General features: G+C 47.0%; 10 protein-coding genes and 1 rRNA gene. 3 read left to right on the top strand and 8 right to left on the bottom strand.

Annotation, left to right across the window (positions count from 1 at the left end; all coding sequences use genetic code 11):
• Nucleotides 1–17 precede the first annotated feature (17 nt).
• From DN730_RS17545 to DN730_RS17570, 6 genes are all read right to left on the bottom strand, one after another.
• Entirely contained in the window at nucleotides 18–998 is a 981-nt protein-coding gene (locus DN730_RS17545; protein ID WP_115469439.1) for an ABC transporter substrate-binding protein, read from the bottom strand.
• A gap of 40 nt (nucleotides 999–1,038) precedes the next feature.
• The gene (locus DN730_RS17550; RefSeq protein ID WP_115469440.1) at nucleotides 1,039–1,833 is read right to left on the bottom strand and encodes an ATP-binding cassette domain-containing protein; all 795 of its coding nucleotides are present in this window, start codon (nucleotides 1,831–1,833) and stop codon (nucleotides 1,039–1,041) included.
• The gene (locus DN730_RS17555; RefSeq protein WP_115469441.1) at nucleotides 1,833–2,921 is read right to left on the bottom strand and encodes an ABC transporter permease; all 1,089 of its coding nucleotides are present in this window, start codon (nucleotides 2,919–2,921) and stop codon (nucleotides 1,833–1,835) included. The genes DN730_RS17550 and DN730_RS17555 overlap by 1 nt, the downstream gene beginning before the upstream one ends.
• Nucleotides 2,922–3,017: 96 nt before the next feature.
• Nucleotides 3,018–4,037 (bottom strand): sugar ABC transporter substrate-binding protein, encoded by a 1,020-nt coding sequence (locus DN730_RS17560; RefSeq protein ID WP_115469442.1) that lies wholly within the window; start codon nucleotides 4,035–4,037, stop codon nucleotides 3,018–3,020.
• 142 nt (nucleotides 4,038–4,179) lie between these two features.
• Nucleotides 4,180–6,690, bottom strand: a complete 2,511-nt coding sequence (locus DN730_RS17565; RefSeq protein ID WP_115469443.1) for a PAS-domain containing protein — start codon at nucleotides 6,688–6,690, stop codon at nucleotides 4,180–4,182.
• A gap of 3 nt (nucleotides 6,691–6,693) precedes the next feature.
• Nucleotides 6,694–7,425: a response regulator gene (locus DN730_RS17570; protein ID WP_115469444.1), complete on the bottom strand. Its 732-nt coding sequence runs from the start codon at nucleotides 7,423–7,425 to the stop codon at nucleotides 6,694–6,696.
• Nucleotides 7,426–7,617: 192 nt separating this feature from the next.
• Between DN730_RS17570 and hrpB the strand changes: the two genes are divergently transcribed.
• Nucleotides 7,618–10,101: an ATP-dependent helicase HrpB gene (gene hrpB, locus DN730_RS17575; RefSeq protein ID WP_115469445.1), complete on the top strand. Its 2,484-nt coding sequence runs from the start codon at nucleotides 7,618–7,620 to the stop codon at nucleotides 10,099–10,101.
• Here hrpB and DN730_RS17580 read toward each other — a convergent pair.
• Nucleotides 10,098–11,093 carry a phosphotransferase gene (locus tag DN730_RS17580; RefSeq protein ID WP_115469446.1) on the bottom strand — a complete coding sequence of 332 codons (996 nt, stop codon included), beginning with the start codon at nucleotides 11,091–11,093 and terminating at the stop codon, nucleotides 10,098–10,100. The genes hrpB and DN730_RS17580 overlap by 4 nt on opposite strands.
• A 179-nt stretch (nucleotides 11,094–11,272) precedes the next feature.
• Between DN730_RS17580 and DN730_RS17585 the strand changes: the two genes are divergently transcribed.
• Together DN730_RS17585 and DN730_RS17590 are read left to right on the top strand one after the other, a co-directional pair.
• Entirely contained in the window at nucleotides 11,273–11,683 is a 411-nt protein-coding gene (locus DN730_RS17585; RefSeq protein WP_115469447.1) for a hypothetical protein, read from the top strand.
• Between the two features lie 146 nt (nucleotides 11,684–11,829).
• Nucleotides 11,830–13,173, top strand: a complete 1,344-nt coding sequence (locus DN730_RS17590) for a DUF2254 domain-containing protein (RefSeq protein ID WP_115469448.1) — start codon at nucleotides 11,830–11,832, stop codon at nucleotides 13,171–13,173.
• 422 nt (nucleotides 13,174–13,595) lie between these two features.
• On the opposite strand, the gene rrf is transcribed toward DN730_RS17590, so the two are convergent.
• Nucleotides 13,596–13,710 (bottom strand): 5S ribosomal RNA (gene rrf / locus DN730_RS17595).
• Nucleotides 13,711–13,750 lie beyond the last annotated feature (40 nt).

Consider the following 13,750-nt stretch of genomic DNA (forward strand, 5'->3'; position numbering starts at 1 on the left):
AACTAGGGCGCATAAAATTAGTGATTTTGAAGAGGATTTTTCTCGGCTAACTCTGCTGGAATCAAAATAAAGCGCTGCTCAACCTCTTTGCCAGCTAACAGCGCCATCCCTATTTCAACCGCTTTGCGCGCCATTTCCCTAGGTTTTTGCACGGCTGTTGCCAGCCAAATATTGGGCTTTTGGATCTCTTGCTCTGCAAATTCAGAGCCATCGACCGACGCCAATACAAATTCATCCCGCCCTGCTTGATTTGCAGCCAACATAGCACCGTACGCGGTCGGATCGTTTATGGCAAACACCGCATCAATATGATCGTAGGCTTCCATCAGATACGTCATCGCTTCCATGCCACCCTCCTGACTGCCAGTGCCATTCAATCGGTCACTGCGCAACACAATGTCTGGATAACGATTAATGGCGGATTTACACCCTGCGACACGCTCCAAAACGGACGACACCAAAACACCGTTTATAATCACAAACTGGCCCTGATAACCTATTTCTTTAGCTAACCGTTCACATGCCACAACGCCTGCCTGCACATTATCCGTCGTAATGGTGGCATCAGCGCCTTGCGCATTAACATCTACGGCAATGACTTTGATCCCTGCCCGTTGAGCTTTGGCAACCGTTGGCGCGATCTTATACTCGTCTGCCGCAGTCAAAATAATCAGATTGACTTTGCGATCAATAAAATCATTTAACTGACTGATTTGCCGCTCTAGGTCGTAAGCATCTGATCGTACAATCACCTCAACTGGTGCATCATTCAACTCTTGTGCACGATGTGTCGCCGACTCAACCAGCTCCACAAAGAATGGGTTACCAAGGTCTGCGACGCTGATCCCAATGGAACGTAACGGCTGATCTGTCTGGCTATTTGACGCGACAGAGAAAGGTAGACAGAGCAAGGTACTTGCCATCGCGATGGTCATCCAACGTCGTGGCTTAGACAGCCACGTCTTTACATCCCCCATATTATGCGCTGTGGTTCCCATAAATTTTCTCTTGTCTACCTCACTCATCCGCCCAGTAATATTACGCTGCTACTGGATCAGAGTTTACTTCCATTGCCCCAGTCATGATAGCCACAGCTTCAGACATAGTGTGCGAATCAGGGGTGATCGTTGCCGCACATTTTCCTAAACGATGGATGTGAATGCGGTCTGCCACTTCAAATACATGTGGCATATTGTGACTGATCAAAATAATCGGTAAGCCACGATCACGCACCTCTTTGATTAAATTCAATACTCGTCGAGACTCTTTCACCCCTAATGCAGCGGTTGGCTCATCCATGATCACGACTTTGCTACCAAACAACGCTGAGCGAGCTACAGCAACACCTTGGCGCTGACCACCTGATAGGGACTCTACCGCTTGAGAGATATTCTGAATGGTCATCAAGCCTAATTCCTGCATCTTGGCTTGAGCACGCTCTTCCATTGCGCGCTTATCCAGCATGCGAAATACTGACCCAAGAATGCCGGGCTTACGCAACTCACGCCCCAAGAATAGATTGTCAGCAATGTTTAATGCTGGTGATACCGCTAAGTTTTGATAAACCGTCTCGATACCAAGCTCACGCGCCTGCATTGGAGAATTAAAATGCACAGGCTTACCGTCTAGTAAAATCTCGCCTTCATCGGGAATCAATGCCCCAGACAACGCCTTAATAAGGGACGACTTACCTGCACCATTATCGCCAATGACCGCTAAAATTTCGCCTGGGTATAGAGTCAAATCAGCGTGGTCAATCGCCGTCACGCTGCCATAGCGCTTCACTATGCTACGAGCCTGAAGTATGGGTTGTTGATCGTAATGTGCTGTCATTATGCTTTCCCCCTTCTGATCCACTGATCGACACCAACGGCCACGATAATTAGGATACCAACGGTAAATTCTTGCCAAAGTACATCAACGCCCGCAAGCGCTAAGCCATTACGAAACACCCCAACGACCAGTGCTCCGATAAGGGTACCAAAGATAGAGCCTCGCCCACCAAATAGGCTACACCCACCAATCACAACCGCCGTAATACTGTCTAGGTTTGTCGTATAACCAGCCTGTGGACTGACTGAACCAATACGACCGATTAGTACCCAAGCACCAATGGCACAGACGATACCCGCCAGTACATAAACCGATAACAAGACTCGATCTGTACGGATACCGGCTAATTTTGCAGCCGCCGGATCGTCACCTGTGGCGTACACGTGACGCCCCCAAGCAGTCCAATTCAAGGCATACCAAATCAATACAAAGAGCGCCAGCATCAGCAAGGAGCCATAGGTTAAGCGCGCGCCAAAGAAGGTTACGGTCTCACCCAGCCACTGTAGTAACGGTGCATTATTTGCGATTTCTTGAGAACGAATGGTCTCGCTTTTCGAGTACCAAAGATTCAATGCAAAGAATACGTTCCAAGAGCCTAGGGTCGCGATAAAAGGTGGCAATTTAAAGCGTGTGATCAGCGAACCATTAATCAGACCTGTAATCGCGCCGACACCTATACCAATCAGTAAAGCAAGCCATGCTTCAATGCCATGATCAATCGCCATGCGCCCCATGACCACTGAAGCGAGAACCATAATCGCACCAACCGAGAGATCGATACCGGCCGTCAGGATAATCAACGTCTGCGCAATCCCGATGACGCCGATAATGGTGACCTGCTGCAAAATCAAAGATAGGTTAAAAGGGTGCAAAAAGCGGTCGCCGATGATGGCACTAAAACCAATAATCGCTAGGATCAATACAATCGTCGGTGCGGCAACCGGGTACTTATGAAGAAACTTCTTAAAGCGCTCTAATGGGCTTTCTTTCGCCTCAAAATTCGCTACATAGCTACCACTACCAGCCTGATCCGCCACCTTGTCATGATCCGAAATATGCACAGACGGTTTTGAATTAGCTGCACTCATAAGGAATACTCCAAACGTAAATAAGAGCACCGCTAACCGAGATAGATGGTTAGCGGTGTTAAGGGAAAGCCCCTTAATATGAACAAGAAAGGGAGGTTAGCCCCAGCACATCGTTAAGCCCGTTTCGGAGCTAACGTAATCAATTCCCGGAGCTGGGTCATCAGTAATGAGCTGAACGCCTGTGTCATAAAAATCTAGCCCATCAGTTGCGGTAGGACGGGTGCCCGATTTCGCGAATTCGACGATCGCAGTCACCCCTTCTGAAGCCATACGTAACGGGAACTGCATCGATGTCGCGCCGATCACGCCGTCTCGCACGTTACGTACGCCGGGGCAACCGCCATCAACAGAAACGATCATGACACCATCTTCCATACCAAACGACTTCAACGCTTCGTATGCCCCGGCTGCTGCAGGTTCATTGATGGTGTACACTAAATTCACATCGGGATCTTTTTGCAAAAGGTTTTCCATTGCGCGACGTCCACCTTCCTCAGAACCTTGGGTGACATCGTTACCTACAATTCGAGGATCGCTTTCGTCACCAATGTCGTTTGGATCATTAAGATCGATACCGAACCCGCTTAAGAAACCTTGGTCTCGCAATACATCAACCGTAATTTCACTGGTATTTAGGTCCAACAACGCAATTTTGGCATCATCAGCTTTGTCGCCCATTTTGGCTTTAGCCCATTGACCAATCATTTCACCCGCTTTGAAGTTATCAGTAGCGAACGTCATATCAGCGGCATTGGCTGGGGAAAGAGGGGTATCCAGAGCAATGACAAGAAGGCCTGCTTCACGCGCGCGCTCAATTGTAGGGACAATACCTGCTGGGTCACTTGGTGTAATCAAAATACCTTTGGCCCCTGAGGCAATCAGGTTTTCCACTGCTTGAACTTGGGTTTCGTTGTCGCCGTCATAACGACCTGCGAAAGTACGTAACTCAACGCCCAACTCTTCCGCTTTTTGCTGCGCACCTTCTTTCATTTTGACGAAGAACGGGTTGGTATTGGTTTTCGTAATCAAACCGATGATGGGGGTTTCAGCCATTGCAGCGGTAGATAAAGCGCCAGCAGCCACGAGACAAGCGAGTTTACGGTAGTGAAATTTCATTGTGTTGACTCCAGTATTGTTTTTATTGTCGGTTGATACCGTTGAAACAGCTCTTTATCACTGCTTCGTGGAGTCACTATGCTGGAAGAAAACTAACGGAATATTTCAAGAAAACAGCACGGCTTGTAATCTTTGTAATATTCTACTCATCAAATTGAAACACACGCTCCAACTCACTGATTGTAAAAGGTTTTGGTAGGAAGAGATCATCACCTCTTAGGCCGTAATGTTGCGTTAATTCAAGCACTGGAAGACCCGACATCAGCAAAGTTTGCCCGCGCCAGAGTGCAAAACTCTGCAATTGATGAATCAAGGCCACTCCATTTAATTCACCGGCTAAATTCACATCGCTCATGATGACATCAGGGTGAAATGAGCTTTCCAATGCATCGAGTACGCGCTCTGCATTGTTAAAGGTTTGTACAACGCAACCCAGCCGTTGCAACTGCTCTTCGATCACAGTGCAAACTTCGGCATCATCTTCAACAAGCCAAACTAAAGGCTCTTGCGGTAGCCTCAGAACAGGTAGGCTTTCTAATTTGGACGGTTTTAGCGCTTGGGTATGCTGCGCCATCGTGGGCAAGAATAAACATACTTTGGTCCACTTCCCCTCTTCTGACGTTACACAGATTTCACCACCACTTTGTTTCACAAAGCCGTAAATCATACTCAGACCCAGGCCACTGCCTTTCCCCACTGGTTTTGTCGTGAAGAATGGCTCAAAAATCCGCGCCAGTATTTCGTCGGAAATACCATGCCCGGTATCCTCAACCTTAATGCGCACCGCAGGCACATCTGAATCCGGCAAGGTAGTGGTTTTTGTTGAAAAGCTCAGCACTCCACCACGAGTCATCGCCCCAGCACTGTTTAGTGACAGATTGAGCAAGGCATTTTCAAGCTGCGATGGATCTATCAAACATTGCTCTTCTGGACAATCTAGGTCCACTGTAACGGAGATATGATTGCCGACACTGTATTCCACTAGATCCAGCATCCCTTCGATTAAGTCATCGATGTGAGTGGGTTCAGGGAACAACTGCTGACGCCGACCAAATGCCAGCAATCGATGCACTAAACTGCTGCTTTTTTCAGCGACGGCCAAGGCTCGCTCAATGTAGCGGCGTTGGTCTTCCGTCTTAGGAGACGAATCAGACAGCATCTGTAGATTACCCATGATGGCTGCCAGAAGATTATTGAAATCATGCGCGACCCCGCCCGTCAACTGCCCCAGCACTTCCATTTTTTGCGCTTGGCGTAATTGGCTCTCGACACTTTTTCGCTCGGTGAGATCTGTGTACAGCGTGACAAAGCCCCCCTCAGGCATGGGTTTTGAGCGAAATTCAACCACTTTACCCGAGGCAAAATGACGTTCGAAACTTTGACTACGTTGATGACGTGAGGCGTTTATTTCATCCATCTGAACTTGCTGGTTTTCCATATTCAAGTTCTTATGAGAGCTCTGGGTAATCAGCTTCTGAACTTCACTGATGGGCATGCCTCGGTATAACTGACAAGACTCCAGCTCAAACAAGGTTTCATAGCCTTTATTCCACGCGATCAACAAGCCTTCCTCAGAGAACACACTCAGACCATCGTTCATGTTGTCAAAGATGGTCTCAAGTAAACGCTTTTGCTCGGTGAGCTCGGCTGACACCTGCAATCGATAAATCGCATCTCGACGAAACACCTCAAAAGCATTCGCTAATGTGCCGATTTCATCGTTGCGTTTTACCTGAGGATTACGAGAATCGACCTGCCCCATCGACAATTCTTCCATGTCGTGCGTCACAGCTTCGAGGTCACGCGTCATACGACGACTCGATCGATATAAATGTGTTAATCCCAACACTAAGAAAAGCGATATGCCGACCAGCCAAAACTGCCCTGTTGTGACAACTTGAGCTACTTCAATGCGTTGACGGGAAACTTGTCGTTGTAACGCGCCAACGAATTCACTGACCTGCGAGCTCAATTGTTCTGATTTTGCTCGCAGTGAGATGAGTAAATAGCTTTTTCTCTGTTGAATGGCGTTGAGGCGCTGTTGCGCGGTAAGGAGATCTTGCGCAATACGAGCAACATCAGAAGACGATTGAGTCAGCGCAAACTCTTCTGCCATACGATTCACCACCACACCAGGCTCTTCAATAAGCTGAAGTAACCATGTGAGTAACTGCTGTTCTGATACCGTCTTGTCCGAATTCACTGAATCCTGCAGTTGGCGAATGGCGAATTGCTGCGCCAAACTGTCTTCTCGGATATACAACTCTTCTCGAACTAAACCGACGAGCTCAGTCAAAGTTTCCTCAAACCCGTCTAACCGTTCGGCAATGTCTCCTCGAAAGTCAGCGCTATTGAGATTATCGGCAACACCGCGCAATTCATCAATACGGCGCTTCAACCGCTCGGATTCTACCTGCAGTTGAAAGGGGCGAGCGGAACCCGCTGTGTAAGGCGCTGCAGCCGCTAATTGAGCCACGCTCTGTGCCAGCGTCAGGGCAGTACTGATCTCAGGAAGCGTTTGTGCTTCGAATTCCGATAAAGACGCTTCGCTAACGCGCATGGACTGCCAGCCAATGGCCACCATAAAGGCCGCCACCACGCAGATAATCAATATGATAAGGGAGGCTTTTTGACGAATGCTGACGGTTCGCATCGTCTAAGAGCTCTTAGCCACAGGCCCTTGGAATAAGTAACCCAGGCCGCGCTGTGTCTTGATGAATTCAGGCGCTTTGGGGTTCGCCTCTAACTTTCGTCGCAAGCGCAAAATTAGAACATCGACGGTACGATCAAAGACTTCCGTCTCTAGTCCACGGCTTAAATCAATGATTTGCTCTCGACTTAGCACTCTGTCAGGGCGGGTTGCTAACGTTTCTAACAGAGAAAACTCCCCAAGGGTCAAGATCACTTCTTCTCCCTGCTGGTCTCGCAATTGACGCGCTGTCAGGTCTAAGATCCATTTACCAAAATACAGGCATTCATGATCACTGTTCAGTGTTTGCAGTGGTGATATCGTGGCGCTTCGACGTAGCAAGGCGTGAATTCGTGCAGTCAATTCGCGCAAGTTAAATGGCTTCATCATGTAATCATCAGCCGCTAACTCAAGCCCAAGAATCCGGTCCGTCTCGTCGCCTTTACCTGTTAGCATCATGATGGGAGTAGCGTAACGCTCTCTTACTTCGCGCGCCAATTGGAGACCGTCTTCTTCTTGCAAATACAAATCCATAATCACCAAGTCTACCGATTGCTCAGCCAACACTTGCCACATTTCACTGCCTTGACTGGCATCACGTACTTGGTAACCCTTTTGCGCTAATGCATCAGTCAATAAATGACGAATGTCCGGCTCATCATCGACGATCAGCAAGGTTTTTTTGCCCAACTCGCTCATGGGATTTGTATCCTTTCTTATAATATTGCCATGCAGATAGAACGGCTAATTAAGCATTAACATGGATTTGTTAATGAACCATTAACAAACAATAAACCACCCTATCAGATCGCGCACTACGGTAAACACGTTAAACGCTGAAACCTTATACATTAGTCGCTATTATACAGCCTCAACACTTAAGGTTTTAGTATGACATCTCGCTTACCCATCCACTCAGTATTAGACGCACTAAAACGACAGCTATCAGAGCATGACGAAGCCATTCTTGAAGCAGCGCCTGGTGCAGGTAAAACAACCGTCGTGCCACTGGCATTACTCGACGCAGAGTGGTTAGGTAAACGTAAGATTATCATGCTAGAGCCACGACGCTTGGCAGCAAGATCCGCAGCGAAACGGCTTGCCGATCAACTTGGTGAGCCATTAGGACAGCGTGTTGGTTATCAAATACGCCAAGACGGCAAACAAAGTCAGTCGACGCAGCTATTGGTCGTGACCGAAGGCGTCCTCACTCGTATGCTACAGGATGATCCTAGTTTAGATGACGTGGCGCTGATTATTTTTGACGAATTCCATGAACGTAATCTGCACTCTGACTTCGCCTTAGCGCTGTGTTTACAGGCTCGAGTACTGTTCCGTGATGAGATACCGTTAAAACTCCTGATCATGTCTGCCACGCTAGACAGTAGCCGCTTGCAGACGTTACTCGGCTGTCAGCCCATCATAAGCGAAGGCCGCCAATACCCAATTGACATCCGCTACAGCAATCTCGCCCTAAAGCAGCCAGATGTTCCTCTACAGGTTTCAAAACTGATCATTCGGGCTCTGAGTGAAGAGGCAGGTTCGTTATTAGCATTCTTACCCGGGCAACGAGAAATTCGACAAGTCGCTCAATATCTAGAGGGCAAACTGCCTGATCAAACTGAGCTTCTAAGACTATTCGGTGATTTAAGCGTTACCGAGCAGGAACATGTGATCGCACCCGCAAAAGAGGGATGGCGCAAAATTATTTTGGCCACCAGCATTGCACAAACCAGTTTGACGATTAATGGAATTCGAATCGTCGTCGATTCTGGGTTAGCCCGCGAAGCACGATTTGATGCGAAAACAGCCACAACCAGACTGCATACCCGCAGCGCTTCTCAGGCAGAAACGATACAGCGAATGGGCCGTGCTGGTCGTGTGGAATCAGGGGTATGCTATCGCTGGTGGTCACCAGAGCAGCAACAACGACTCAGTCCTCAATCGTCGCCACAGATCCTTTTGGAAGACCTGAGTTCATTAGTTCTAGAATCTGTCAAATGGGGAATCAAAGACACGGCCGAATTAGATTGGGTCACCCCTCCTCCAAGTGCCCATTGGCAGCAAGCCGATGATTTACTCGTTCAGCTGGGCATTCTGCGCACAGACAAGACGATGCAGCTATCGCAAGACGGGCAACGAGTCTCCCGATACCCTTTACCACCGCGGTTAGCATGTTTGCTCGATCAGGCCGTCCAACTTAATTGTCTTGAGCAAGGTCTCAGTCTTGCCGCTATGCTGTATGACGCGCCGTCACGACAGCATTCTAGCAGCGACATCCTGAGCGCACTCCAACAAATGTCTCACTCCACATTCAATGCGCAGTGGAAACGATCAAAAGCGAATCTTAAACGAGCCATCGTCGATACGCGTACAACCCATGATTTGCAAACCCATGACCCTATTGGCTGGATGCTCGCCAAAGCATTTCCCGACCGAGTTGCCTTGCGACAACGCGTAATCGGTGAGCAAGTTATTTTTAAACTGAGTAATGGTAGGCAGGCTTGGCTACCTCGACACGATGACAATGCACATCATGATTTCATTATCACTGTGGAGCTGGGAGGCACGTCAGATCAAGAGCTGGATAAAGTCTACCTATCGCATGGTATAGAACTTGAAACCATTAAAACATGCCTTCACAGCCAACTTAAAAAGTCGCAACGATGTGAATGGAACCGCTCAAATGGTGGCCTAGTGGGTGAAGAAGAAATTTGGTTATCGAAGCTGTGTATTGAACAAAACAAGATTCAACAACTTCCTGACGATGCGGTGATACAAGCCTCTTGTGATTACATTCGCAAACAAGGATTAGCCTCTCTCAACTGGCAACCTGATAGCCTTAATTTACGCCATCGAATTCACTTCGCACGAACTCATTTAGACGCTGAGATTCCCCCGACAACCGATAGCTATTTATCAGAATCTCTTGAGCAATGGTTGGCACCTTTCCTAATCGGTATCACTCGTGTCTCACAACTCGAAAAACTGTCATTATTAGAGCCATTGAAATCACTACTCAATTGGGAACAGCAACAAAAACTAGAACGCCTTCCCACCAAATTACGTGTTGCTTCTGGCTCCTACATTAGCGTTGATTACCAACACGATACGCCAACAGTACGAGTCAAGTTGCAAGAAATGTTTGGCGAAACACAAAGCCCTTCTATCGCGGGCGTGCCAGTCAAAATAGAGCTGCTATCGCCAGCTCAAAGGCCATTAGCGGTCACCCAAGACCTCACCTACTTTTGGCAAGAAGTATACCCAGAGGTACGCAAAGAAATGCGCGGCCGCTACCCAAAACACCCCTGGCCAGAAAACCCACTGACCGCTGAAGCCACCCATAAGACAAATCGAGCATTGCGTGAGCGTTAGCTCTGTAACTGCTGCAATGCTCGCTCAGTGATACGACGGCTAAATGCTGTATTTTTGTGATGAGTGGGACACCACCCCATTAAAAAGCGCTGAAAGTCGGCCCAAGCGATAGGGAATAAACGGTACCAATCTTGAGTAACAGACTCAGCTAAATCAGATGACTCTCCCATGGCAATCAGGCAACGAGAGAGCTCGGTAAAATACACATCCAATAAATACTCTAAATGCATTTCAAGCTGCTCTTCTGTCAGACAGCTTCCTAAAAAATAGGCGACATCCTGCACACCTACGCCTTTTCCGACATATTGAAAGTCGACAGCCGCAACCAAGTCCTCATTTCCATGGAAGCAAAAGTTAGCCACTTTCGCATCGCCATGTATTAAGGTTTGATAGGGAGATCGCCGTAATGCTTTATCCAAATCTGTAGCGGCCTGTTTCAACTCGCCTTCTGCCATCACCTGCCATTCATCTGGTCGGGTCGCTAAATGCCAATACGATCCATTTTTCCACAACCCCTCAGGCCAATCGGTATTAGGCTGTGGGATTAAATGAATACTATGAAAACTGGCTAACCAATGGAGCACCACGACAGTCTGTTCATACGCAAGCTGATCATGCCGCACAAAGAATCCGCTATCATCCAAATCTTCCATTAGGAGATACATCACGTCATCTTGCTGTAAATGGTCTAGCAATCGTGGCATTCGCACTTGCTCAGCACATTGATCTGCCCATCGCGTATACCAGTTTGCTTCCACTTGATATGAATGTACTTTACGTTGATGGGATAACTTAGATTGCCAGCCTCTAGGATGGGAAGGTATTTCCTGCCAACGAATTGTCTTCATGATAACGTTCATAGAAGATGCTGCTTGTTTGACTTGGTATCGCGCAATCTCGCCATAACCACTCCATAAAGACTGCACGACTTCAATTTTTTGCACCGCCACTGCTTGCAAAGCCCGCTTGATGAAAAGCTCTGGTGTTAACATGATTCTCCTGATTCTAAGTCGCACTAACTTGCCGTTAAACACTCTTACCAGCCACTCATGATGGTCTGACCGATTACATAAGAATTCAATTTGTTACATAGAATTACATAAAGACAAGCAAGAACTTATAAAGTTGATCCGATAACGTGGGTATCAATGATGCATGGACTCATTTCAAAATGACAGATTTACAGCAGATATCCATAAACCAACAGCTTTTGAATAAGCGTCATGAAGAGTTGATTCAGTCAATCAAGCATCTTATAAACACTTTTGCGGGCGAGGAGAAACGTCTAAAGCTGGACTCAAATGTTCGCTGCCTGATCGCCTGTCGAGAGTTGCAGAAGTTGCTGCTCCCTTCATCTGAGCCAAGTTGGTTAGTCAATCTAATAAATTGGTCACAGTGGTACTCAGAAAATTACCATCTCGCTGATGCGAATTCGATACTTCTGATGTATATCGTTGAATTAAAATCCGAGGCAGAAAATTTTGCCTTTTCATTGCCTAGCTCTCCGGCCCAAATAGCCAGCGAATCCTTAACTGAGCGACAAGACTTCAACCTACTGCTTAAGCGTTTCCTTTCCAATTAACGCTTCTTAGCCATTCTTATACTCAACCGATCAGTCGGCCTTTGAACATATCTCCCCTTTAAATCTAAAGTAGTAAGTTTAGTTCTCTAGCGCGTTTCGTGTAATGTTGGTATTACTTAGCAACGCAGCAAAGGAAGCTACTGGTTATGCCTGTTACTCGAAGCAACAAACTTCTCAAAAGTTACGATATTATTCGAACCAGCTTTTGGTTTGTTCCTTGTCTCATTATCTTTGCCACATTAGGTCTATGTGGTCTATTACTGTGGGTAGATGCTCACTACAACCTAGAACGAGTAACTTGGTTACGCTTTCTTTATCACGCTGATGGCGATATTACCCGAGGATTACTAACCACCATTGCAGGCAGTGTAATGACCGTCGTAAGCATCACGTTTTCCATTACTATGGTCGCACTGACAAACGCCTCTTCCCAATTTGGGCCCAGACTCATTCGTAACTTTATGAATGATTCCAGCACCCAGACCGTCCTAGGAACGTTTATAGCCATATTCATCTATTGCTTAGTACTCGCTGGTGCAACCGACAATTTTGTTGTGTCGGGTCATTTGCCTGGTCTCACATTTGGTGGGGCTATATTGCTAACACTGAACGGAATTTTGTTACTCATCTATTTTATCCACCATACCGCTATTAATCTGCAGGCTGACAACATCATTGATAAGGTGTATGAATCTCTGCACAGCGACATTCAAAACATCTTTGCAGGTTATAAAGACAAAGAGTCTTCATTTTGTTCTCATGAAGATGTGTTAAGCGAAATAGATACAGATGCGCCCCAAATTCGAAGCCTGTGCTCTGGCTATGTACAAGCCATCGACTATCAAAGACTTGCACAACTCATGAAACACAACGATCTGTGCATGGAAGTCCTAATAATGCCTGGTGACTTCGTAACAGAGCAGAAGTTGATTATAAAGCACTCAGGCACAAAGCTTAGCAAAGAGGAAATTAACGAAGTGCTCAGTTGTTTAACTCTTGGGGCAAAACGAACCCCAATTCAAGACCCAGAATTTGCCATATTACAATTGGTAGAAATTGCGTTAAGAGCCCTTTCACCTAGCATCAATGACCCTTATTCCGCTATAGCCTGTATTGATAAGTTAAGTGCAACGTTATGTAACCTGACACATAAACGCTTTCCAGAAGGCATAACGTGCGATAGCAACGACACACCGAGAGTCGTTTTTAAAACTGTTTCTTTTAAAGGACTGGCTAACTCTGCATACGACCAAATTCGTCAACACTCAAAACATAACCTCGCCGTTCAGCTAAGACTTTTAGAAGGTCTAATACTTATTGCGGAGCAAGCAAGAGAGTTCAAACACTGGAGCCTAGTAGAACAACAAAAAATATTGTTAGAACATGACCTTAAACAGCAGTCTTTAATAGGAAATGATCATAAAGAAGCTCACGATCGACTCAACAAGCTTAACGAACTCATAGATTACGCCGCGATACAGCAGCAATAAACTATTCAATACTTTTCCTTTTACTACCTCACTCGTATCGGTGCCGCCGATAGATGGCGCGTAAAAGGTGTTGGACGTCGAGCACGCCAGCAAAGCACTTAGAACAAGGTTTGAGCGACTATTCGTGCCTGCATGTGGAGCTAAACCTTGGTCTAAGTGCTGAGCGCCGATAGGAGGGGTTTTCATCAGACACAAAAAAGCCCTGACCGATGATACCCCAAATTCTGAATTTTATGAGACAACGACCACAATGATCTGAAGCTTCGCTTCATCCCCTCTGGGCATCCTTCGGATGTCTGCCACTGGCTCATTCGGAGCATCGTGTCATCACATGGGTCCGTTGTAGTGGACAGATAGGTGACGTGATTCTAAACGAAAAAACCCCGCCCTGCTTCGCAGGACGGGGTTCTTTTCATTTAAAAGCTTGACGACGACCTACTCTCACATGGGATCTCCCACACTACCATCGGCGATGGCGCTTTTCACTTCTGAGTTCGGGATGGGATCAGGTGGTTCAACGCCTCTATGATCGTCAAGCAAACCGGTGTGCGTTTCGTTATAAGTGATCGGATGTGGA

The organism is Marinomonas piezotolerans (assembly GCF_003362755.1).
GTDB classification, from domain to species: Bacteria; Pseudomonadota; Gammaproteobacteria; order Pseudomonadales; family Marinomonadaceae; genus Marinomonas; species Marinomonas piezotolerans.

Coding starts and splice junctions, on each gene's coding strand:
- DN730_RS17560 (WP_115469442.1), bottom strand. CDS start 4,037: ATGAAATTTCACTACCGTAAACTCGCTTGTCTCGTGGCTGCTGGCGCT.
- DN730_RS17570 (WP_115469444.1), bottom strand. CDS start 7,425: ATGAGCGAGTTGGGCAAAAAAACCTTGCTGATCGTCGATGATGAGCCG.
- DN730_RS17585 (WP_115469447.1), top strand. CDS start 11,273: ATGACAGATTTACAGCAGATATCCATAAACCAACAGCTTTTGAATAAG.
- hrpB (WP_115469445.1), top strand. CDS start 7,618: ATGACATCTCGCTTACCCATCCACTCAGTATTAGACGCACTAAAACGA.
- DN730_RS17580 (WP_115469446.1), bottom strand. CDS start 11,093: ATGTTAACACCAGAGCTTTTCATCAAGCGGGCTTTGCAAGCAGTGGCG.
- DN730_RS17555 (WP_115469441.1), bottom strand. CDS start 2,921: ATGAGTGCAGCTAATTCAAAACCGTCTGTGCATATTTCGGATCATGAC.
- DN730_RS17550 (WP_115469440.1), bottom strand. CDS start 1,833: ATGACAGCACATTACGATCAACAACCCATACTTCAGGCTCGTAGCATA.
- DN730_RS17565 (WP_115469443.1), bottom strand. CDS start 6,690: ATGCGAACCGTCAGCATTCGTCAAAAAGCCTCCCTTATCATATTGATT.
- DN730_RS17545 (WP_115469439.1), bottom strand. CDS start 998: ATGGGAACCACAGCGCATAATATGGGGGATGTAAAGACGTGGCTGTCT.
- DN730_RS17590 (WP_115469448.1), top strand. CDS start 11,830: ATGCCTGTTACTCGAAGCAACAAACTTCTCAAAAGTTACGATATTATT.